The organism is Streptomyces sp. NPDC055749 (assembly GCF_053617235.1).
Genome location: NZ_JBSHFH010000036.1, coordinates 41,068 through 61,632, shown reverse-complemented (window position 1 = coordinate 61,632; position 20,565 = coordinate 41,068). Strand labels below are relative to the sequence as shown.

The following is a 20,565-nucleotide window of genomic DNA, read 5'->3' as shown; positions in this document are numbered from 1 at the left end:
AACGCCGTTCCGAACGTGCCGCGTTGTCCACCCGCTCATAGTCGGTCAGGGGCCGCGCTCACCGCTGTCACCCCGATCGCACGAATGTAATCTGCATACTTGTGAAGGACGATCATTCCACCCCACTGGCATGTGATTGCCGCGAATCGACTTCGGTTCGCTCGCCGAGCGAGCGTCCCTGCGACGCCGCACTCGCCATATACCGGCGCGCGCTCGTGGAGGGGAGCCTTCCGCAGGACGAGGTGGCGGACTGTCTGAGGGCCCTGCACCTCATGGTGGCGGACCGTGACTCACCGGGATTCATGATCCCCGTACCGCCGGAGACGGCATCGTTCGCCGCACTCGCCCCGATAGAGGAGGCGATCGTCGAGCAGCGCCGCACGCTGCGCTCGGCCCGTGCCACGCTCTCCGTCTTCGAGGCGCTGTACGCGGATGTGCACCGGCTCCAGCAGCCCGCCCTCACCCGGCTCACCGGCGAGGCCGTGATCAGCAAGGCGCTCGACGCCGGAGTGGCCGGCTGCCGGGAGGAGGTCCGCACGGCTCACCCGGGTGGCGGCAGGCCGGCGCACATTCTGAAGGAGTCGCTGATCCGGGACCTGGGCAATCTGCGGCGCGGCATCCGGCAGCGGACGATCTACCAGCACACGGTCCGCTCGGACCGTACGACGCTCTCCTACATCGAACAGGTCACCGCCGCCGGGGCCGAGATCAGGACGCTCGCCGAGGTGGTGGACCGGGTCATCGTGTTCGACCGGGACCTGGCGTTCATCCCCTTCTCCGACGAACCGCACAACGCCCTGCGCATCCAGCACCCCTCGCTGGTCCGCTTCCTGGTCCGCAGCTTCGACGACACCTGGGCCCGCGCGGTCCCGGTCCGCCCGGAGCGCACCCCGCTGCGCACCCCCGTGATCACGTCCGACCTCCAGCGCACGATCCTCCAGGCGGTCGTCAACGGCGAGACCGACGCGTCGATCGCCCGCCGCCTGGGCATGAGCCGCCGCAGCGTCGCGGAACACATGCGCAAGGTCTCCGACCAGCTGGGCAGCAACAGCCGCGCCCAGCTCGGCTACCTGGTCGCGACCTCGGGCCTCCTGGACGAAGACGAACACGAGACCTGAGCACGCGGGCCGGAGCGCCCTCAGGGGCGCCCCGGCCGAAGCCGGAACGCCCCCGAGGGCCGTAGGGCCTGTCCGGCGGATCATGGCCGGGGTCACGCCGCCTGGCACGGCACCTCGCGGCGTTGCCGAAACGCCCGAATAGCTCCTTCCCCAAGCTCTCAACTTCGTTCGAGCAGGGGAGACCCCATCTAGGACGCTCCGGCGCCTTGCGATGCACCGCACCAGACGCCGCGCCCTATCCGGCCCTGATCCGCCGGACAGGCCCTAGCGCTGCCGGGATCAGCCGAGACCCGGCCCCCGCACCGGAATGCTCGTGAACGTGGGCGCCGGGGCGGGCTCGGTGAAGAAGTCGTTGCCCTTGTCGTCGACCACGACGAACGCGGGGAAGTCCTCGACCTCGATCCGCCAGACCGCCTCCATGCCGAGCTCCTCGTACTCGACGACCTCGACCTTCTTGATGCAGTCCTGGGCGAGCCGCGCAGCGGGCCCGCCGATCGACCCCAGGTAGAAGCCGCCGTGCGCCCCGCACGCGTCCGTGACCTGCTTCGACCGGTTTCCCTTGGCCAGCATCACCTTCGAGCCGCCCGCTGCCTGGAACTGCTCGACGTACGAGTCCATCCGTCCGGCCGTCGTCGGGCCGAAGGAACCGGAGGCGTAACCCTCGGGCGTCTTCGCCGGACCCGCGTAGTAGACCGGGTGGTCCTTCAGGTACTGCGGCATCTCCTCGCCCGCGTCGAGCCGCTCCTTGATCTTGGCGTGCGCGATGTCGCGGGCCACGACCAGCGGGCCGGTCAGCGAGAGCCGGGTCTTCACCGGGTACTTGGTCAGTTCGGCGAGGATGTCGTCCATCGGCCGGTTGAGGTCGATCTTCACGACGTCACCGGCCTCGTCCAGTTGCTCGTCCGTCGTGTCCGGCAGGAAGCGCGCCGGGTCCTTCTCCAGCTGCTCCAGGAACACGCCCTCGGCGGTGATCTTCGCGGTGGCCTGGCGGTCGGCCGAGCAGGACACGGCGATCGCGACGGGCAGCGAGGCACCGTGGCGGGGCAGGCGCACGACCCGCACGTCGTGGCAGAAGTACTTGCCGCCGAACTGCGCACCGATCCCGATCTTCTGCGTCAGCTCGAAGACCTTCTCCTCCAGCTCCTTGTCACGGAAGCCGTGACCGGTGGGGGAGCCCTCGGCGGGCAGCTCGTCCAGGTAGTGCGCGGAGGCGTACTTCGCGGTCTTGAGCGCGAACTCGGCCGACGTACCGCCGACGACGATCGCCAGGTGGTACGGCGGGCAGGCGGCCGTACCCAGGGAGCGGATCTTCTCCTCCAGGAACTTCATCATGGAGGACTCGTTGAGTACGGCCTTCGTCTCCTGGAACAGGAACGACTTGTTGGCCGAGCCGCCGCCCTTCGCCATGAACAGGAACTTGTACGCGCCGCCGTCGGTCGCGTACAGCTCGATCTGGGCCGGGAGGTTCGAGCCGGTGTTCTTCTCGTCCCACATGTTCAGCGGAGCCATCTGCGAGTAGCGCAGATTGAGCTTGGTGTACGCGTCGAAGATGCCGTGCGACAGGGCCTCCTCGTCACCGCCCTCGGTGAGCACGTTCTGCCCGCGCTTGCCCATGACGATCGCCGTGCCGGTGTCCTGACACATCGGCAGGACGCCCGCGGCGGCGATGTTCGCGTTCTTCAGCAGGTCGAGCGCGACGAACTTGTCGTTCGATGAAGCCTCGGGGTCGTCAATGATCCGCCGCAGCTGCGCCAGGTGGGCGGGCCGCAGATAGTGCGAGATGTCGTGCATGGCCTCGGCAGCGAGCGTGCGCAGGGCCTCCGGCGCGACCTTGAGGAACGTACGGCCGTCGGCCTCGAAGGTGGAAACACCCTCGGAGGTAACCAGACGATAGGGCGTGGTGTCCTCTCCCAGGGGGAGCAGATCGGAGTACGCAAACTCTGGCATTACGGCCATTCCTCACTCGGCAGACAGCGGCTGACCTCCCTTGGGCAGCGCACACCAGGGTAGAACGGCGCGGGGCCCCCGAGCTTGTGAGGTAAGGCTCACCCCGCGCCACCTCCCGCACGGCGCCTCACCCTCAGCCCTGCGCCCACCTTCCAGCCCCTCCGTCCCCCCTTCAGCCCCTCCGGCGTTTGAGGAGCGGGGTCCGGGGCGGAGCCCCCCACGCGGCGGAGCGGCACATTGATGCAGCCGGGAAGGGGCGGGTAGGGGAACAGCCCCGCGCAGCGGCCACCCGCACCCGCACCCCCCGGCCCGCACCCCTCGCCCCCGCCACGCCCACCAGCAACCCCTAGTCGCGATCTATCGCGTTTGGGTACGCTGGTCCGGTGGACCTCGAAAAGCAGCCCCAGCAGCCGCAGCCACCCGTCCCTCCGGCGGACCCCGCCCGGTCGGACCCCGCCCCCGCCCCCGCCCCGGCCGGTATCCGCGCCTCCGACGCCGACCGCGACCGGATCGCCGACATCCTGCGGGACGCCGTGGCGGACGGCCGGCTGACCGCGGAGGAGCATGGCGAGCGCATCGACCTGGTCTACCGGGCCAAGACGGTCGGCGAGCTCGAACCCCTGGTGCGAGACCTGCCGACCGGGGCGGGCGCCCAGCACACCGCGTCGGCTTCGCACGCGTACGGCCCCGAGGCCCCGCCCGGCCCCGCAGACAACCTGGTGGCCGTCTTCAGCGGCTCCACCCGGCGCGGGCGCTGGCGGGTCGGCGGCAGGACCAACGCCTTCGCGCTCTTCGGCAGCGTGGAGATCGATCTGACCGAGGCTCTTTTCGGCCAGAGGCTGACCGTCATCAACGCCACGTCCATCTTCGGCAGCATCGAGATCAAGGTCCCCGAGAACATCTCGCTCCGCGGCAGCGGGACAGGAATTTTCGGCTATTTCGAAGTGGACACACTGGAATCCGCGGACCCGGAAGCGCCGGTCGTCGTGGTGAACGGCTATTCGGTGTTCGGGCACGTCGAGGCAAAACCCAAGCGCGGCAAGCTCATTGCCAACCTCCACAACCAGTTGCGCAAACACCTCGGCCGCTGAGCCGCCACCGGTACGTATGGCCGTGACGCTTCGATTTCGGCCATTCACGGCGATCGGTCGCAATTGCGTGCACCGCAAGCCAGTGCCACTCAGTGCATAGGCGCGCGCACAGCGGGTAGGGAGTGCTGCATCGTCTCTCGCTCGCGAAGCCGTCGTCAGGAGTAGACCCGTGCTGCAACCGCCGCATCAGACTCTGCAGGTCGTCGCCGTGCCTTCCCAGCGCACTCCCGCGCGGGAGGACGAGGCCGGGCCCTGGCACGCGGAGGCGGTGTGCCGCCGGGACGAAGCCGGGCTGTTCTTCGCCCCCTCGAAGGAGCCGACTGCTGCCAGGCTGTCCCGGGAGGAGGCCGCGAAGCGGGTCTGCGCCCGCTGTCCCGTGATGGTGGAATGCCAGGAACACGCCCTGGTCCAGCCCGAGCCGTACGGGGTGTGGGGCGGCCTCACCGCCGCCGAGCGCCGCGTGGTGCTCGCCCGGCGGCGCAGGCGTGAAATCGAGCTCAAGACCGCGGCCACGACTGAGCACATCGCCGCGGCCGGCTGACCTACGGGTGAGCTGAACCCATGAGTGATGGGCCGAACCCATGGGTTCGGCCCATACCTACGGGTCAGGGGCGCCCCGACCGACAGCCCCTGACCCAGCCTGTTCTTCGCTCGCGCGATCTCGCGTACGGGAACCTCGACGGCCTTCGCCGACGAGGTTCCTCGCGTACCCGGGTTACTTCGCGCGGTCGAAGTCGATGGCGCTGTACGCGCGCAGCTTCGAGAGGCGGTGCGTCGAGTCGATCTTCCGGATCGTGCCCGACTTCGACCGCATGACGATCGACTCGGTGGTCGCGGTCTCCCCGCGGTACCGCACACCGCGCATGAGCTCGCCATCGGTGATACCGGTCGCGACGAAGAACACGTTGTCCCCGCTGACCAGGTCGTTCGTCGACAGCACCCGGTCCAGGTCGTGCCCGGCGTCCAGTGCGCGCTGACGCTCCGCCTCGTCCTTCGGCCAGAGCTTGCCCTGGATGACGCCGCCGAGGCACTTGATGGCGCAGGCCGAGATGATGCCCTCGGGGGTGCCGCCGATACCCATGAGCAGGTCGACGCCGGTCCCTTCGCTGGCGGCCATGATCGAGCCGGCGACGTCGCCGTCGGAGATGAACTTGATCCGCGCGCCGGTCTCCCGGATCTCCTTGACGATGCCGTCGTGGCGGGGACGGTCGAGGATGACGACGGTGACGTCCTCCGGGGAGGAGTTCTTCGCCTTGGCGACCCGGCGGATGTTGACCGAGACGGGGGCGTTGATGTCGACGAAGTCGGCGGCCTCGGGACCGGTGACGAGCTTGTCCATGTAGAACACCGCGGACGGGTCGAACATGGTGCCGCGGTCGGCCGCGGCGAGCACGGCGATGGCGTTCGGCATGCCCTTGGCGTTGAGCGTGGTGCCGTCGATGGGGTCGACGGCGATGTCGACCTCGGCGCCGGTGCCGTCGCCCACCCGCTCGCCGTTGTAGAGCATGGGGGCTTCGTCCTTCTCGCCCTCACCGATGACGACGACGCCGTTCATCGAGACGGTGGAGACGAGGGTCCGCATGGCGTTCACGGCGGCGCCGTCGGCACCGATCTTGTCGCCGCGACCGACCCAGCGGCCGGCGGCCATGGCCGCGGCCTCGGTGACCCGGACCAGCTCCAGGGCCAGGTTGCGGTCGGGGGCCTCCGGGGAGACCTCGAGCTGAGACGGCAGGTGATGGTGCTCGGACATCGGAGCGCACCTTTCTGTACGACGACGACCGGAAAAGAGAGGGTGCCTGTGACTCTATCGGTAGGTCGATAAAATGAGCAGGGCGGGTCACGTATGAGCGGGCGCCCCGTGGTCGGGCGTGCGGAGCCCCATGCCACCATTGAGCCCGTGGCAAGCAAGCGAGGCAAGCAGACCGTGCGGGACATGTTCCTGTCGATGATCGTGATCACGGCCGTCGCCGGGGTCATCTACATCTTCATTCCGCACGACGACACGGCCGTCCCGGTGAAGGCCGTCGACTACCGGGTGGAGCTCCTGACGGCGCGGCGCGCGGCGCCGTATCCGGTGGCGGCGCCCGACGGGCTGCCGAAGGGGTGGAAGCCGACCTCGGTCTCGTACGAGCGCCAGGAGGCCAACAGCTGGCACCTGGGGTTCCTCGACCCGGACGGCAAGTACGTCGCGGTGGAACAGTCCACGGCCCCGGCGGAGAAGTACGTCTCCGAGGTCAGCCAGAGCGCGGAGAACACGGGCCGTACGCACGACGTGGCGGGCGAGGCATGGCAGCACTGGAAGGGCCCGAAGTACGACGCCCTCGTGCTGCACGCCGACGGCGCGACCACGGTGGTGACGGGTTCGGCGCCCATGGAGCGGCTGGCACAGATGGCAGCGGCGCTCAAGACGTCCTGACGTGACCTGACGTCACCTTTCGTGAACGGAGAAGGCCCCCGGAGCAGCATGTGCTCCGGGGGCCTTCTCCGTGTTCGGTCAGACGGTGGTGACGACCTCGTCGTACGAGAGGCGCGGCGAGCGCTGGAACCACGAGTCCTCGCCCGGCTTGCCGATGTTGACGACCATGAGGACCTTGTGGTCCCCGTCCAGGAACTCCTTCTCGATGCCCGCGGCGTCGTAGCCGGTCATCGGGCCTGCGGCGAGACCGGCGGCGCGGACGCCGATGATGAAGTAGGCGGCCTGGAGCGCGCCGTTCAGCGCGGCGGACTGCTCGCGGACCGGGCGCTCGGAGAAGAACATGTCCTTGGCCTGCGGGAAGTGCGGCAGGAGCGCCGGCAGCTCCTCGTGGAACTCGTTGTCGGCGACGAGGATCGCGGCCAGCGGGGCGGCGGTGGTCTTCGGCTGGTTGCCCTCGGACATGTGCTTGACGAGCCGCTCGCGACCCTCGGCGGAGCGGACCAGGACGACGCGGAGCGGCGACTGGTTGAAGGCGGTCGGGCCGTACTTGACCAGGTCGTAGATCGCCTGGACCTGCTCCTCGGTCACCGGCTCGTCGGTGAACGTGTTGGCGGTGCGGGCCTCACGGAAGAGGAGGTCCTGGGCGGCGGGGTCAAGGGCGAGGGTCATCGTGCGGAGCCTTCCGGACGTACGGGGGAATCAAGCGATGCCACGACCGTAACGCGGAGGTAGGTTAACTTTCAACTAAACCGAGCCCGGAGTGATCCATTCCACCTTTCGCGGTCACCGTTTTACGGGAACGTCAGCCGCCCCCGCCCACACCCTCCGCTTCGCCGTCCCCGGCTCCTTCTTCCGGCCGGGCCAGAGCAGCGTCCAGACGCGCCCGCGCGCCCTCCAGCCAGCGCCGGCAGACCCTGGCCAGCTCCTCGCCGCGCTCCCACAGGGCCAGCGATTCCTCCAGCGTCGTGCCGCCCGCCTCCAGGCGGCGTACGACCTCGATCAGCTCGTCCCGCGCCTGCTCGTATCCGAGCGTGCCCGTCGCGGCAGCTGTCGTCGTCCCGTCGTCCGTCATGTGATCCACCCTATGTTTGAGCTACGACACCTGAACCGCTGACCGCACCGGCTGAACCGCACCGGCCTCTTACTCACTGACCCGCACGGTGAACTCGCCCTCCGACACCCGCGCGCGCAGTTCCTCGCCGGGCGCCCCGGCCTCGGCCGGCGAACGCACCACATGGCCGTCCGGCCGCTGGAGCACCGCGTAACCACGCTCCAGCGTGGCGGCCGGGGAAAGGGACACCACCCGGGCCAAGGTGTGCGAGATCTCGGACTCGGCGCGGTCCAGCAGATGCCCGAGCACCCGTCGGCTACGCCCCACGAGCGCGTCGACCTCCGCCTCCCGCTCGTCCACCAGCCTCTGGGGATGCTCCATCGAGGGACGGCCCAGCGCGTGCGCCAGCCCCCGCTCCTCCCGCTCCAGCAGCCCCTGCACCGTGCGCAGCGCCCGGTCGCGCAGCTGCTGGACCCGGTCCAGCTCCTCGCCGACATCCGGTACGACCTTCTTCGCCGCGTCCGTCGGCGTGGAGGCCCGCAGGTCCGCGACCAGGTCGAGCAGCGGGGAGTCCGGCTCGTGCCCGATGGCGGAGACCACCGGCGTACGGCACGCGGCCACCGCCCGGATCAGCTGCTCGTCGGAGAAGGGCAGCAGATCCTCCACGCTGCCGCCGCCCCGGGCGACGACGATCACGTCGACCTCCGGCAGCGCGTCGAGCTCCTGCACCGCCTGCACCACCTGATTCACCGCGTGCACGCCCTGCACCGCCGTGTTGCGGACCTCGAAGCGCACCGCGGGCCAGCGCCGCCGCGCGTTCTCCAGTACGTCGCGCTCGGCCGCCGATGCCCGCCCGCAGACCAGCCCGATCAGCTGCGGCAGGAACGGCAGCGGCTTCTTCCGGTCCAGCGCGAACAGCCCTTCCGCCGCGAGCGCCTTCTTCAGCTGCTCAAGACGTACGAGCAGCTCGCCGATCCCCACCGGCCGTATCTCCGTCGCCCGCAGGGAGAGCTGGCCCCGGGGCGCGTACCACTCGGGCTTGGCGAGGACGACGACGCGCGCGCCCTCGGTGACCACATCGGCGATCCGGTCGAAGACCTGCCGGTAGCAGGTGACGCCCACCGAGATGTCGTGCGACGGATCACGCAGCGTAAGAAAGACCACTCCGGCACCCGGCCGCCGGGACAACTGTGTGATCTGCCCCTCGACCCAGACCGCACCGAGCCGGTCGATCCACCCGCCGATGAGCCGTGACACCTCACCGACGGGCAGCGGGGCTTCCGCGGACGTATTGAGAGCCATGCGGCCGAGCGTATCGGCCCGCACCGACAAGAGACCCGGTCAGCGCGCCCCCTCCGCCTTCTCCGACCCGGACCCCGGCCCCGGCCCCACGCCCGACCCCGGCCCGTCCGGCCCCGCCCGGCGCCCCCACTGCACCGCGAGCACCACAAGGCCGACCCCGAACCAGCAGAGCCCCACCACCTGCGCGCTCGTCGTGGCTTCCACGATCACCGCGATCAGCACGCCCGCGCCCACCACAGGCACCAGCACATGGCGCCACCAGCTCGGCGGCCCCTCCATCCGGCGTACGGCGAACCAGCCGAACACCGACGCGTGCAGCAGTACGAACGCCGACAGCGCCCCGATGTTCACGACCGACACCAGATGGTCCAGGCCGTCGTCGCGCCGGGCCGCCCACACCGCGGCCACCAGCGTCACGAGCGCCGCGCCCAGAATCGCGGTCCGCGGAACCCCGGAGTGCGCGTCGACCCTGGCCAGGAAGCCCGGCAGCCGCCGGTCCCGCGCCATCGCGAACACCAGCCGCCCCGCCGCCGCCTGCCCGGCCAGCGCGGCGAACGCCGCGCCGATCGCCTTGCTGACCGCCACCAGGTCATGCAGCCACGTCCCGACCGAGGCATCCACCGCGTCGTAGAACGCGGACCCCTGCTTCGCCGGATCGGCCGCCAGCTCCGCGGAACTCACCGGCTCCAGCAGCGCGGCCAGATACGACTGCGCGATGAACAGCACCCCCGCCAGGACCAGGCAGAACAGCACCGCACGGGCCACCTTCGCCGACCCGCCGGTCACCTCCTCGGCGAACGAGGCGATGGCGTCGAAGCCCAGATACGAGAGCACGGCGACCGACACCGCCCCCAGCACCGCCGCCATCGAGAAGCCGGAATCCCCGGTGAACGGTGTCAGCCACCCGCGCTGCGCCCCGTCCCGTACGAGCACCCAGACAGCGGACACCACGAACACCAGCAGCACCACGATCTCCATGGCGAGCACCGCGAAGCCGACCCGGGCGGCCGCCCGGACGCCCCAGAGGTTCAGCAGTGTGGTCACCACCACGGCGATCGTCGTCCACACCCACCGCGACACCTCGGGGACCAGCGCGTTCATCGCGATCCCGGAGAAGAGATAGGCGACCGCGGGGATCAGCAGGTAGTCGAGCATCGCCATCCACCCGGCGATGAACCCCGGCCCTTCCCCGAGCCCCTTGCGCGCATACGCGAAGACCGAACCGGCCAGGGGGGCGACACGCACCATCTGCGCGTAACTGAAGGCGGTGAACGCCATGACGACCGTGGCCACGACGTAGACGAGCGCGACCGCGCCCTCGGACCTCGCGTCGAGTGTGCCGAACACCCCGACCGGCGCCATGGGGGCGATGAACAGGAGCCCGTACACCACCAGATCCCGGAAGCCGAGCGTCCGTCGCAGGGTTCCCCGGTCCGCCTCACGGTCCTTGGTGCTTCCGGCCATGAACCCTCCGTCGCTCGCGTATGCGGGTGATGCCCCGGTCTCCGACAGTCTCCAGACCCGGCCGGACCCGCGCCTGTTCGGTACGGCCTTACGATGGGACGCATGACTGCAACGCCTGCACGCCGTGTCCTGCTCGCCGCTCCCCGTGGCTACTGCGCGGGCGTGGACCGTGCCGTGATCGCCGTCGAGAAGGCCCTTGAGCAGTACGGGGCCCCCATCTATGTGCGCCACGAGATCGTGCACAACAAGTACGTCGTACAGACGCTGGAGAAGAAGGGCGCGATCTTCGTCGACGTGACCGCGGAGGTCCCCGAGGGGTCCATCGTGATGTTCTCCGCGCACGGGGTCGCGCCGACCGTCCACGCCGAGGCCGCCGAGCGCAAGCTCGCCACGATCGACGCCACGTGTCCGCTGGTCACGAAGGTCCACAAGGAAGCTGTCCGCTTCGCCAACGACGACTACGACATCCTCCTGATCGGCCACGAGGGCCACGAGGAAGTCATCGGTACCAGCGGTGAGGCGCCCGACCACATCACGCTGGTCGACGGCCCCGAGGACGTGGCCAACGTCTCTGTCCGCGATGAATCCAAGGTCGTCTGGCTCTCCCAGACGACGCTCTCCGTCGACGAGACCATGGAGACGGTCGACGCCCTCAAGGAGAAGTTCCCGAACCTCCTCTCCCCGCCCAGCGACGACATCTGCTACGCCACACAGAACCGCCAGATCGCGGTGAAGAAGCTCGCCGAGGACGCCGAGCTGGTCATCGTGGTCGGTTCCAAGAACTCCTCGAACTCGATCCGCATGGTCGAGGTCGCCCTCGACGCGGGCGCCCCCGCCTCCCACCTGGTGGACTTCGCTGACGAGATCGACGAGGCGTGGCTGGAGGGTGTCACCACGGTCGGTCTCACCTCCGGTGCCTCGGTCCCCGACGTCCTCGTCGACGGCGTACTGGAATGGCTGGCCGAGCGCGGCTACGCCGACGTGGAAACGGTGAAGACGGCCGACGAGTCGATCACCTTCTCCCTCCCCAAGGAGCTCCGCCGCGACCTGCGGGCCGAGGCGGCAGAACTCTCCGGCAAGTAGCGCCCAAGCCGGGCGTGGGGCCCTGGCTGCCCGTACCGTGGATCGCATGGAGATCTTCGGCGTGGACATCGGCGGATCCGGGATCAAGGGTGCTCCCGTGGACCTGGACCGCGGAGACCTGGCGCAGGAGCGCCACAAAGTGCTGACACCGCAACCGGCCACGCCCAAGGGCGTGGCCGACTGCGTGGCCGAGGTCGTCGGCCACTTCGACTGGCAGGGGCCCGTCGGCATCACTTTCCCGGGCGTCGTCACCGGTGGAATCACCCGTACCGCGGCCAATGTCGACAAGGGCTGGATCGACACGGACGCCCGCACTCTCCTCGGCGAACGGATCGGCCGGCCGGTCACCATCCTCAACGACGCCGACGCGGCCGGAATGGCCGAGATGGCTTTCGGCGCGGGCCGCGGACGCAAGGGCACGGTCATCGTGCTGACCTTCGGTACGGGCATCGGCAGCGCGGTCTTCACGGACGGCCGCCTGGTCCCCAACACCGAGCTGGGCCATCTGGAGCTGCACGGTCACGACGCGGAGAAGCACGCGTCGACGAAGGCCAAGGAGGACGAGGACCTCAGCTGGCAGCACTGGGCGCACCGGGTGCAGAAGTACCTGGTCCATGTGGAGATGCTGTTCTCGCCCGAGGTGTTCATCATCGGTGGCGGCGTGAGCCGCAAGGCGGAGAAGTTCCTGCCCCTGATCGAGCACGTACGGGCGGAGATCGTGCCGGCGGAGCTGCAGAACAACGCGGGCATCGTGGGAGCGGCGATGGCAGCCGCCCAGAACTCCGAGCCCCCCGGGAACTGAGGGGACGCCGCCTACGGCTGCGGCTGCTGGGGCCGACGCGCGCCTTGCACCCCACGGGCATCCTGCGCCCCGCGGGCATCCTGCGCCCCGCGCGCACCCTGGACGCTCCGCGCGGACTGCGCCTGCGCGGCGCGGAGCAGGTGCCGCTGCCGCATGTGCCGGATCTTGCGCACGCTCGCGATGAGACCGGCGACGAGCGTGCCCCCGTACAGCCAGCCTGCGTGGACGGCGAGCGCCGTGACGACCGCCATGGTCTGCCCGCCGAAGCCGGCCGCGCCCCCGGAGATCGGGATCACTCCGACGGCGAAGGCGATCGGCACGCTGATCGGCGCCGTGACCAGGTCGGCGGGCCGCACCCAGAGCGCGGTCAGCGCGCTGACCGGCAGGAACAGCAGCCCGTACACCGTTTCCGAGCTGTCGAGGAGCAGCCAGTCGAGGCAGGCGAGCACGAACATGGTGAGGGCGGCGAAGAGCCCCGCGCCGATGCCGGTCAGCCGGGGATTGGGGAACTTCCGCAGGGCCGTCACGACGGGCGACACCGTACGGGGCCTGGCCCCGGGCGCACCCACCACCCGGTAGACGGCCGCGGTCTCGCCGATGGTGGCCTGCGGGGACAGCGGGGCCTGCTGATGAGGCTGCCTGCGCTGCGGGGGACGTGTCCTGTGCTGCTCCACCAGCACAACGTAGGTCGCGTGACGGGAGGAATCAGGCGTTGGACACGCGCTTTGGCCGAGCTTGGCGTTGAGTTCGATGTCACACGGCCGAAACACGACCTGTTCGGCCCTGTGCGCGACCCGTGGCTGCCGGCCCGGACCCGCCCGTAAACTGAACCCCTCTCTCCTTCATCTCCTTACTCAGGAAGTCGCCAAAGTGTCGCTCACGATCGGAATCGTCGGTCTGCCGAATGTCGGCAAGTCGACCCTGTTCAACGCCCTGACCAAGAACGACGTGCTGGCGGCCAACTACCCGTTCGCCACGATCGAGCCGAACGTCGGCGTGGTGGGCGTCCCGGACCCGCGCCTGAACAAGCTGGCCGAGATCTTCGGCTCGCAGAAGCTGCTCCCCGCCACGGTCGACTTCGTCGACATCGCGGGCATCGTGCGCGGCGCGAGCGAGGGCGAGGGCCTGGGCAACAAGTTCCTCGCGAACATCCGCGAGTCCGACGCGATCTGCCAGGTCATCCGTGCCTTCAAGGACGAGAACGTCGTCCACGTCGACGGCAAGGTCTCGCCGAAGGACGACATCGAGACGATCAACACCGAGCTGATCCTCGCCGACCTCCAGTCCGTCGAGAAGCAGATCCCGCGCCTCCAGAAGGAATCCCGCCTCCAGAAGGAGAAGGTCGCGGTCCTCGCCGCGGTCGAGGAGGCCCAGAAGATCATGGAGGCCGGCCAGACCCTTTTCGCCGCGGGCATCACCGCGGGCACCGAGAAGGGCAGGCTCCTCCACGAGCTGCACCTCCTGACGACGAAGCCCTTCCTGTACGTCTTCAACGTCGACGAGGACGAGCTGGTCGACGAGGACTTCAAGAACGAGCAGCGCGCCCTGGTCGCCCCGGCCGAGGCCATCTTCCTCAACGCCAAGATCGAGTCCGAGCTGATCGAGCTCGACGACGACGAGGCCCTGGAGCTGCTCCAGTCGATGGGCCAGGAAGAGCCCGGCCTCGCCACCCTCGGCCGCGTCGGCTTCGAGACCCTGGGCCTCCAGACCTACCTCACGGCAGGCCCGAAGGAGACCCGCGCCTGGACGATCAAGAAGGGCGCGACGGCCCCCGAGGCGGCCGGTGTGATCCACACCGACTTCCAGAAAGGCTTCATCAAGGCGGAGATCATCTCCTTCGACGACCTGGTCGAAACGGGCTCGGTCGCCGAGGCCCGCGCCAAGGGCAAGGCCCGTATGGAGGGCAAGGACTACGTGATGCAGGACGGCGACGTGGTGGAGTTCCGCTTCAACGTGTAGTCATTTCGTTACTGCATGTTAGCCAGTTGCGGCAAATGTGCAGGTCGGAAGAGGTCGGACTCCGACGAGTCCGACCTCTTCCGCGTTCCCGTGCTGACTTGGTGCTGACTTTTCAGCTGCTTCGGGGCGGCGTGAGCTTGTCGAGGTCCAGGCTGACCTCGAAGGGCACGGGACGCTGGAGGGTGCCACGGAAGATCCCGGCGGGTGGGGGATTCCGGCCTCCGCGTACTTGCGAAGCTTTACGGTGCGATCGCGATGGGCGGACTCGGGGGAGACGCCCCTCGCCGTGGTCGCCTCCGAACCGGGCGACGACGCGGTGGACCGACGGGCCCGCCGAGACCGTCACCACCGTCGCTGCACGGCTGCCTTGCTACCGGTCACCAGACTGGCCGGTGGAACGTCATCGGCCACGACCGCACCGGCGGCGACCACGGCGTCGCGGCCGATGCTGACGCCGGGAAGGATCGTGGCACCGGCGCCGATCCACACGTTCTCCGCCACGTCGATGGGCCCACCGCTCAGCCACTCGCGTCGCTCCCCGGGATCGACCGGATGGCCGACGGTGATGAAGGTGACCTTCGGCCCGACCAACACGCCCTCGGCGAGGCGGATCCCTGCGTAGTCCAGGAACGTGCAGTTCTGGTTGATGAACACCCGCTCCGCGAGGTCCAGGCGCAGGCCGTGGTCCGTGTAGAAGGGCGGATAGATCGTGACCCTCGCCGGCAGCGGCCTGCCGAGGATCTGCTGGAGCAGTTCCGCCTTGCCCGCTTCGTCCTCGAAAGGCAGGACGTTCAGGCGGGAGGTCAGCTCGGTGGCCCGCAGGACCCTTTCGGACATGGCCTTGAACTCGGCGCTGTGGATGCGCATGAGATGGTCGCTGTTCACCGGTTCACCCTAGGCACGGCTCGCCCGTAAACGTCTTGGTACGGCAGGGCCGGTGCGGCAGACTTGAGGCCGGAGTTCGTTGCCGTGCACAGGCGACTCGGGGGAGTACGACGGTGAATCGCCGCCTTTCCATGGCGCTGGCCGCATACGGGGCCTGGAGTCAGGCCATCGTGTTGCTCTTGTTCGACCCGATGAAGCAATGGGTCACAGGCGCGCTCGCGCCTGGCGCGGACATCCAGGACGTCCGGGTGCTGGGGCTGTCGCTGGACGGTTTCGCGGTGCGCGATCTGCACCACGTCCAGGGATGGCTGCCGCAACTCGTCTTCGTCCTGTCCAGTGGAGTGCTGACCTACGGCGTGTTCCGTGGCGCAGGGCGGCTCAAGCCGCAGTTGAGAACAGTCGTTGCCCTGACCGCGGCTTCGCTGCTGGCGGCGGGCGTGGCGATGCTGATCGGCCCCGCTCTGGATCCGCAGGCCCGCTCGGCTCTGCCCACGTACGACGAGTGGTTCATGGAAGCCCGGCTGGGTGCGGTGGCGGCTGCGGCCGCGCAGTTCGCGCTGTGCACCTCCTGGTTGACGGTGGCCGTCTGGCTCCTGGTGTGGCGGTACCGGCAATGGCAGCCCCTGCAGCAGTACTTGGGGACGTCGGGAGACACCGAGGCGGAAGTTCCTCTTCTCGTCGCCGCGCGGGAGCGGCGGGATCTGGTGTGCGCCGGGCTGATCCCGATGGTGGTGCTGGCCGTGGCGGGGGGTCCGGTCCTTCGGCACATACGGGTGAGGCAGTTGGAGCAGACGGCCTCGGGCACCTTCGACCCGGAGCTGTGGACCTCGTACCGCCCACCGGCCCTGGTCGACGAGTGGAGCGGCATCCTCTACCCGGCGCTGCGCCTGCGCCCGGTCAGTACCGAGCGGATCAGCGGCTGGCTCGCGACTCTCGCGATCTGTGCCGTCTTCCTCGTGGTGTTGGCAGTGGTGCTCCGTTCCATGGCCGGGCACGCACCGCAAGTGCTGCTGTTGCGGCGGCCGGTGGCACTCATGCGTGTGGTCATGAAGGGCTGGTACGCGACGTTGCTGGCGGCCGTGGCCGCCGCTGTCGTGGACGGCTGGCTTCTGCAATGGTTCGCTCCGCGTTGGGCGGCGACCGCGACGTCCCAGCATCTGGCGGTGGCACTGGGTGATGCCGTTCGGTTCGCCACCGCGTGGGGATGGGCCACAGGACTCGCGTTCCTGGGAGCGGTTCTGTTGATGAGACGCCGCGGGGCCGACGTGGCACCGGGTGCGGATGTGAGCGAGGAGCGGCTGAGCGATGCCCAGTAAGCGACGTGTTGCCCGCAGGACGGGCGCGCTCACCCGGGCAAGCGTGCGCCGGGGCGGCGGGCCGCGCCCGGCGCGGACCGAGGAGGCCCCGGACCGGCTGCGGTATCTGAGGAGCCCGGCAACCTGGCTCGTGGGCATTGTGCTGACCGTGGTGACCCTGACCTTCCAGGACGTGCTGGCGGCTTCGGTGCAGACGATCCTGCCGCTGGACCGGGTGCCGGACCGGCTCTCGCCGCAGAACGCCATCGACGTGGTCGAGATCAAGGACGTCAAGGAGACGGGGCTCTACGTGGTTCGTGACGACGTGGACGGCCGGTTCCGCAAGTCGCTGTCCTACGACACTTCTTGGAGACAGGGCAGGCGAGTCGTCGATGTCCGGGACGCGAACTGGATGATCGCCTTGCAGGGCCGCGCCGCCCAGCAGGTCCGGATCACCGACATCGTGCCCGAGCTGGAGGGAGGCTCGTGCGAGGCACCGCTCGGCGGCAGCCTCGTTCAGGTTCCCTCACAGGGCGGTGCGGACGTCATCCCGCTGGAGGTGGCGGTGGACTCCCCACGGCCTCGCCTCAAGCTGTCGGGGAAGGGCGGCAAGCCGGCGAAACCGTTCTTCACGGGGCTCAAGGCCAAACACATCACGTTGAACCAGAATGAGACCGAGGCGTTCCTCGTCCATGCGACGTCCGAAAAGGGATACTGCCGCTGGCGCTTCCGCGTGTACTACCAAGTCGGCGGCAGTACAGCCGAGATGACGATCAGTGGTCCGCATGGCAAGCCCTTCGAACTGACCGGAGAACTGCGCGACTCGTCGGGCTACGGGAAGGTGTACTTTCCTCCCCTCGCGTGCGCCTACAAGGGCTCCCACATGCCGAACACCTGGTACGAACAGACTGGTGCGGAGTACGCCCGCGACCGGCGCAGTGGTGAAGTGCCGCCCTGCCCGAAGGGCTGATGCACGGCCCCGCGTGGTGGGTCGGTGAGAAATACGGCGGCGCCGCCGTTGTCGTGGTCTCGTTCACGGAAGTGACGCTACGGAAGAGGCGGGCGGTCCGACACTGCCGAAAGTCATGGTCCCCGTCCCCCGCCCGGGGGGCTCAGCGCATCGCGAGCGGTGCGAGGAACGCGCCTCGTTCCGGGCCCGAGCCGACCACCGAGAGGCACACCAGGTCTCCGTCGGCCAGTACGCCGTTCTGCTGGTCGGCGTGCAGGAGCGCGAGGGTCGAGGGCGCAGCCGTGTTGCCGATGGTGCGGGCGTTTCCAGGGGCCTTCTCGCCGGGGACGTCCGTCGCGGCCAGGAACGCGTCGACGAGGAACGGGTGGGCCTGGTGCGTGTACAGGCGGGCGATCTCCTTGAGGTACCCGGGGCGCGCCGACTCCAGCGCCTGGTGGTTGAGCGTCATGCCGGCGCTGTAATAGCTCCGGATCTCGGGTGAGTTCATCCCGTACGCGGAGAGCTCGTCGGCTCCCGCAGTGCCGGCCGGGTGGCTGCTGCCGCCGCCGAGGAAGTGGATCAGCGGGTCGGTGATGCCGGGGCCGCCGTCGAAGGACAGGCTGTCGCGGGAGTAGAGCAGTACGCCGTCGGCCTCTTCGCTGCGGCTCAGGACCAGGGCCGCGACGCCGTCGGAGAAGAGGGCCGGGGCCGCCCACATGTTTCTGCCGTGCGGGTGGGCGGTGTTCTCGGCGTACTGCGGAAGGAGCATGCCGTCGGGGCCGGTGCTCATGCGGCTCGGGATGTTGTACGCGATCACCAGGGCGCGTTCGGCGCGCATCGCCGAGACGACCGCCGCCGCGCGCGCCATCCCCGCGCAGCCCGCGCCCAGTTGTACCGGCGGAACGCGGTCGGGAATCCCCAGCTGCCGCATCAGCGCGAAGGCGTCCTGGTCGAGCATCACCTGGTAGGGCGTGCAGGTCACGACGACGACGGTGGTGATGTCGGAGGGGGCGAGACCGGCATGGTCCAGGGCCTGGCGGGCGACCGCGGCGACCGAGTCGATGCCCGCGAACCGTGCCGGGTCCCAGCTCTTGCCCTGCACGCCGAGCAGCTTCCTGACGGTCGCACCGCTCAGGTGGCTGCCGGGCCTGTGGCGGTCCGGTACGCGGGCCTGCTCGGCCCAGTCGTCCATGCCGACGACGGTTCCCAGATCCGCGTGGGCGCCCGTGATCTCGTACGGGAACGGCTCGGTGCCCGCCGGGCGGGCGAGGGACGCGGGGGCGTCGGATGCGGTGCCGGGGGTGGAGCTGGAGAAGTCCATGGTGTGGGGCATCCCGTGGTTCGGTGGCCGACAGCGTCGACGGGCTCTGGGGGAAGGTGGGCTGATCTTCGGCCTCGTGGAGGGACGACGTCCAAGCCGAGGTCCCTCATTCGGGTGAGCGGACGCGCGGAGCCACCCGCCCGGCGGTGCGGTCGCCTCAACCTCGTACGACTGTGCGAAACGGGTGCCCGTGGAATCACTCCAAGGTGGGCGTGTAGGACGGCGAGTGGCCGTGAACCCGGTGGCACGATGACCGCTGACCAGGTGGAACGACAGACAGGTTGGCCGATGGGCGTCCCGAGCGTTGACTCGATTCCGCAGGTGACCGGCGTGCCGGTACCCGGGCGCGGGACGGCTGAACATCCGCGCGGCGCAAGGGTTCTCGCCGGTCTGCGGGCGGTCGTGACGGGCGGCACCGCCGGCCTTGGGCGGCACATCGCCGAGGGCTTCCTCGAAGCGGGCGCGCAGGTGATGTGCGGCGCCAGGCGCGAGGGACAGGCCGGTGAACTCATCGAGCGGTACGGAGAGTTCGCGGGTTACGTACCGGCAGACGTGCGCGACCCCTCGTCCGTCGAGGAGCTGATGGCCGCGGCGGCGGACCGTTTCGGCGGTGTGGACATCGTCGTCGCCAACGCCGGAATCACCCGCAACGGCACCGTGCGCAAGCTCAGTCCCGCGGACTGGCGGGAGGTGATGAGCACGAACGTGGACGGCGTGTTCCACACCGTCCAGGCCGCGTTGCCCCATCTGGAACGCAGCGGTGGGGGCACCATCCTGACCCTCTCCTCCGCGATGACCGGCCGGATCGCCCCCGGAGCCAGCGCGTACGTGGCGTCGAAGGCGGCGATCGAGGCGTTCACCCGCTGCTGCGCGGTGGAGTTCGCCGGCCGGCGTATCCGGGTGAACTGTCTGTCGCCCGGCATCCTCACCGTGGGCATGGGGGAAGCGGTCTGCGCCGACGAACGGCTGAAGCAGGCGTACTGGCCACGACTGCTCGCCGGACGCGCGGGAACGCCCCAAGAGGCGGTAAACGCCGCCGTGTTCCTGGTCGGCCCGGACGCCTCGTACATCAACGGGCAGGTCCTCGAAGTGAACGGCGGACTGCTGTGACGGTGCGGGTCGGCTACGAGGACGAGGTGGCCTGGGTCTGCATGGACCGGCCGCCGCTCAACCTGTTCGACACCTCCCAGCAGCTCGGTGCCGAGCTGGCGCTGCGCGAGCTGGAAGCCCGGGACGGCCTGCGCGCCGTGGTGTTCACCGGCGCCCACGGCCACTTCTCGGCAGGCGGCGACGTCAAGGAGATGGGCACGCTGGCACCCGACGAGGTGGCCGAGTACGCCGAGCGGATCAGCAGGCTTACCCGGCAGGTTGCCGCGCTGCCCGTCCCCGTCATCGCCGCCGTGGAGGGCTTCGTCCTGGGCGGCGGCTGCGAACTCGCCCTGGCCGCCGACGTACGCATCTGCGCGCCCACCGCCCGCTTCGCCCTCCCCGAGACACCGCTGGGCCTGATCCCCGGCGCCGGAGGCACCCAGCGGCTGCCCAGGCTGATCGGACTGTCCCGCGCGAAGGACATCATCTTCTCCGGCCGCATGGTGCACGCCGACGAGGCGGCCCGCATCGGTCTTGTCGACGCAGTCGTCCCCGAGGAACAGCTCATTCCGACGGCCCGCGAGTGGTCCCGCCGCTACACCGCCTGTCCGGCCGGTGCGCTGGCCGCCGCCAAACAGGCCGTCGACGCGAGCATGGAGGGGCCGCTCGCGTACGGACTCGACCTGGAACGTGCCCTGTTCGCCCCCTTGCTGGCCGCCGGGGAACGTACCGAACACTTCCAGCGCTTCCAGGCGTCACGGGCGGAAGCCACCGCCGCCGCCGTCCATTGACC

Annotated in this window: 20 protein-coding genes and 1 pseudogene; 11 read left to right on the top strand and 10 right to left on the bottom strand. The window is 69.5% G+C overall.

What is annotated here, in order from left to right:
* Positions 1 to 101 precede the first annotated feature (101 nt).
* On the top strand, positions 102 to 1,118 hold the full coding sequence (locus tag ACWGO0_RS24995) for a LuxR C-terminal-related transcriptional regulator (RefSeq protein WP_453539139.1): 1,017 nt from the start codon (positions 102 to 104) through the stop codon (positions 1,116 to 1,118).
* Between the two features lie 279 nt (positions 1,119 to 1,397).
* On the opposite strand, the gene ACWGO0_RS24990 is transcribed toward ACWGO0_RS24995, so the two are convergent.
* Positions 1,398 to 3,065 (bottom strand): fumarate hydratase, encoded by a 1,668-nt coding sequence (locus ACWGO0_RS24990; RefSeq protein WP_453539136.1) that lies wholly within the window; start codon positions 3,063 to 3,065, stop codon positions 1,398 to 1,400.
* A 383-nt stretch (positions 3,066 to 3,448) separates the two neighbouring features.
* On the opposite strand from ACWGO0_RS24990, the gene ACWGO0_RS24985 reads away from it, so the two are divergent.
* Both ACWGO0_RS24985 and ACWGO0_RS24980 read left to right on the top strand, forming a co-directional pair.
* Positions 3,449 to 4,156: a DUF1707 SHOCT-like domain-containing protein gene (locus tag ACWGO0_RS24985; RefSeq protein WP_453539133.1), complete on the top strand. Its 708-nt coding sequence runs from the start codon at positions 3,449 to 3,451 to the stop codon at positions 4,154 to 4,156.
* A 169-nt stretch (positions 4,157 to 4,325) separates the two neighbouring features.
* Positions 4,326 to 4,697 carry a WhiB family transcriptional regulator gene (locus ACWGO0_RS24980; protein ID WP_453539130.1) on the top strand — a complete coding sequence of 124 codons (372 nt, stop codon included), beginning with the start codon at positions 4,326 to 4,328 and terminating at the stop codon, positions 4,695 to 4,697.
* A 174-nt stretch (positions 4,698 to 4,871) separates the two neighbouring features.
* On the opposite strand, the gene glpX is transcribed toward ACWGO0_RS24980, so the two are convergent.
* A complete protein-coding gene (gene glpX, locus ACWGO0_RS24975) occupies positions 4,872 to 5,906 on the bottom strand; it encodes a class II fructose-bisphosphatase (protein WP_453539127.1) in 1,035 nt (344 codons plus the stop codon).
* 147 nt (positions 5,907 to 6,053) lie between these two features.
* On the opposite strand from glpX, the gene ACWGO0_RS24970 reads away from it, so the two are divergent.
* Positions 6,054 to 6,572, top strand: a complete 519-nt coding sequence (locus ACWGO0_RS24970) for a DUF4245 domain-containing protein (protein ID WP_453539124.1) — start codon at positions 6,054 to 6,056, stop codon at positions 6,570 to 6,572.
* 78 nt (positions 6,573 to 6,650) lie between these two features.
* Here the strand turns inward: ACWGO0_RS24970 and ACWGO0_RS24965 are convergent, their stop codons facing one another.
* From ACWGO0_RS24965 to ACWGO0_RS24950, 4 genes are all read right to left on the bottom strand, one after another.
* Positions 6,651 to 7,241: a malonic semialdehyde reductase gene (locus ACWGO0_RS24965; protein WP_453539121.1), complete on the bottom strand. Its 591-nt coding sequence runs from the start codon at positions 7,239 to 7,241 to the stop codon at positions 6,651 to 6,653.
* Positions 7,242 to 7,374: 133 nt separating this feature from the next.
* Complete coding sequence (locus ACWGO0_RS24960) at positions 7,375 to 7,644, bottom strand: exodeoxyribonuclease VII small subunit (RefSeq protein ID WP_453539118.1); 270 nt, start codon at positions 7,642 to 7,644, stop codon at positions 7,375 to 7,377.
* A 69-nt stretch (positions 7,645 to 7,713) separates the two neighbouring features.
* The gene (gene xseA / locus ACWGO0_RS24955; RefSeq protein ID WP_453539116.1) at positions 7,714 to 8,925 is read right to left on the bottom strand and encodes an exodeoxyribonuclease VII large subunit; all 1,212 of its coding nucleotides are present in this window, start codon (positions 8,923 to 8,925) and stop codon (positions 7,714 to 7,716) included.
* A 39-nt stretch (positions 8,926 to 8,964) separates the two neighbouring features.
* Complete coding sequence (locus ACWGO0_RS24950) at positions 8,965 to 10,389, bottom strand: APC family permease (RefSeq protein ID WP_453539113.1); 1,425 nt, start codon at positions 10,387 to 10,389, stop codon at positions 8,965 to 8,967.
* A 93-nt stretch (positions 10,390 to 10,482) separates the two neighbouring features.
* Between ACWGO0_RS24950 and ACWGO0_RS24945 the strand changes: the two genes are divergently transcribed.
* Positions 10,483 to 11,472 (top strand): 4-hydroxy-3-methylbut-2-enyl diphosphate reductase, encoded by a 990-nt coding sequence (locus tag ACWGO0_RS24945; protein WP_453539110.1) that lies wholly within the window; start codon positions 10,483 to 10,485, stop codon positions 11,470 to 11,472.
* A 46-nt stretch (positions 11,473 to 11,518) separates the two neighbouring features.
* Positions 11,519 to 12,274 (top strand): polyphosphate--glucose phosphotransferase, encoded by a 756-nt coding sequence (ppgK, locus tag ACWGO0_RS24940; RefSeq protein ID WP_453539107.1) that lies wholly within the window; start codon positions 11,519 to 11,521, stop codon positions 12,272 to 12,274.
* Between the two features lie 11 nt (positions 12,275 to 12,285).
* Here the strand turns inward: ppgK and ACWGO0_RS24935 are convergent, their stop codons facing one another.
* Positions 12,286 to 12,948 (bottom strand): DUF6542 domain-containing protein, encoded by a 663-nt coding sequence (locus ACWGO0_RS24935; protein ID WP_453539104.1) that lies wholly within the window; start codon positions 12,946 to 12,948, stop codon positions 12,286 to 12,288.
* 196 nt (positions 12,949 to 13,144) lie between these two features.
* Between ACWGO0_RS24935 and ychF the strand changes: the two genes are divergently transcribed.
* Positions 13,145 to 14,233: a redox-regulated ATPase YchF gene (ychF, locus tag ACWGO0_RS24930; protein WP_453539101.1), complete on the top strand. Its 1,089-nt coding sequence runs from the start codon at positions 13,145 to 13,147 to the stop codon at positions 14,231 to 14,233.
* Positions 14,234 to 14,345: 112 nt separating this feature from the next.
* On the opposite strand, the pseudogene ACWGO0_RS24925 reads toward ychF, so the two are convergent.
* Positions 14,346 to 14,509, bottom strand: a pseudogene (locus ACWGO0_RS24925) (Uma2 family endonuclease); the annotation flags it as partial.
* A gap of 66 nt (positions 14,510 to 14,575) precedes the next feature.
* Positions 14,576 to 15,118 carry a DapH/DapD/GlmU-related protein gene (locus tag ACWGO0_RS24920; RefSeq protein ID WP_453539098.1) on the bottom strand — a complete coding sequence of 181 codons (543 nt, stop codon included), beginning with the start codon at positions 15,116 to 15,118 and terminating at the stop codon, positions 14,576 to 14,578.
* Between the two features lie 113 nt (positions 15,119 to 15,231).
* Between ACWGO0_RS24920 and ACWGO0_RS24915 the strand changes: the two genes are divergently transcribed.
* Together ACWGO0_RS24915 and ACWGO0_RS24910 are read left to right on the top strand one after the other, a co-directional pair.
* Positions 15,232 to 16,434, top strand: a complete 1,203-nt coding sequence (locus ACWGO0_RS24915) for a hypothetical protein (RefSeq protein ID WP_453539096.1) — start codon at positions 15,232 to 15,234, stop codon at positions 16,432 to 16,434.
* 130 nt (positions 16,435 to 16,564) lie between these two features.
* Positions 16,565 to 17,383, top strand: a complete 819-nt coding sequence (locus tag ACWGO0_RS24910) for a hypothetical protein (RefSeq protein WP_453539093.1) — start codon at positions 16,565 to 16,567, stop codon at positions 17,381 to 17,383.
* Between the two features lie 142 nt (positions 17,384 to 17,525).
* Here the strand turns inward: ACWGO0_RS24910 and ACWGO0_RS24905 are convergent, their stop codons facing one another.
* Positions 17,526 to 18,683 carry a 3-oxoacyl-[acyl-carrier-protein] synthase III C-terminal domain-containing protein gene (locus ACWGO0_RS24905; protein ID WP_453539090.1) on the bottom strand — a complete coding sequence of 386 codons (1,158 nt, stop codon included), beginning with the start codon at positions 18,681 to 18,683 and terminating at the stop codon, positions 17,526 to 17,528.
* A gap of 330 nt (positions 18,684 to 19,013) precedes the next feature.
* Here ACWGO0_RS24905 and ACWGO0_RS24900 point away from each other — a divergent pair, with 330 nt between their 5' ends.
* Complete coding sequence (locus ACWGO0_RS24900) at positions 19,014 to 19,793, top strand: SDR family NAD(P)-dependent oxidoreductase (RefSeq protein WP_453539087.1); 780 nt, start codon at positions 19,014 to 19,016, stop codon at positions 19,791 to 19,793.
* Positions 19,790 to 20,563, top strand: coding sequence for an enoyl-CoA hydratase/isomerase family protein (locus ACWGO0_RS24895; protein ID WP_453539084.1), 774 nt, complete (start codon positions 19,790 to 19,792; stop codon positions 20,561 to 20,563). Before ACWGO0_RS24900 ends, ACWGO0_RS24895 begins: the two co-directional genes overlap by 4 nt.
* The last annotated feature ends 2 nt before the right edge of the window (positions 20,564 to 20,565 follow it).

What these genes read in the sequence shown, in the direction of transcription:
- ACWGO0_RS24990 (WP_453539136.1), bottom strand. Translation starts at nt 3,065, where the DNA reads ATGCCAGAGTTTGCGTACTCCGATCTGCTCCCCCTGGGAGAGGACACC.
- glpX (WP_453539127.1), bottom strand. Translation starts at nt 5,906, where the DNA reads ATGTCCGAGCACCATCACCTGCCGTCTCAGCTCGAGGTCTCCCCGGAG.
- ACWGO0_RS24965 (WP_453539121.1), bottom strand. Translation starts at nt 7,241, where the DNA reads ATGACCCTCGCCCTTGACCCCGCCGCCCAGGACCTCCTCTTCCGTGAG.
- ACWGO0_RS24960 (WP_453539118.1), bottom strand. Translation starts at nt 7,644, where the DNA reads ATGACGGACGACGGGACGACGACAGCTGCCGCGACGGGCACGCTCGGA.
- xseA (WP_453539116.1), bottom strand. Translation starts at nt 8,925, where the DNA reads ATGGCTCTCAATACGTCCGCGGAAGCCCCGCTGCCCGTCGGTGAGGTG.
- ACWGO0_RS24950 (WP_453539113.1), bottom strand. Translation starts at nt 10,389, where the DNA reads ATGGCCGGAAGCACCAAGGACCGTGAGGCGGACCGGGGAACCCTGCGA.
- ACWGO0_RS24945 (WP_453539110.1), top strand. Translation starts at nt 10,483, where the DNA reads ATGGGACGCATGACTGCAACGCCTGCACGCCGTGTCCTGCTCGCCGCT.
- ppgK (WP_453539107.1), top strand. Translation starts at nt 11,519, where the DNA reads ATGGAGATCTTCGGCGTGGACATCGGCGGATCCGGGATCAAGGGTGCT.
- ACWGO0_RS24905 (WP_453539090.1), bottom strand. Translation starts at nt 18,683, where the DNA reads ATGGACTTCTCCAGCTCCACCCCCGGCACCGCATCCGACGCCCCCGCG.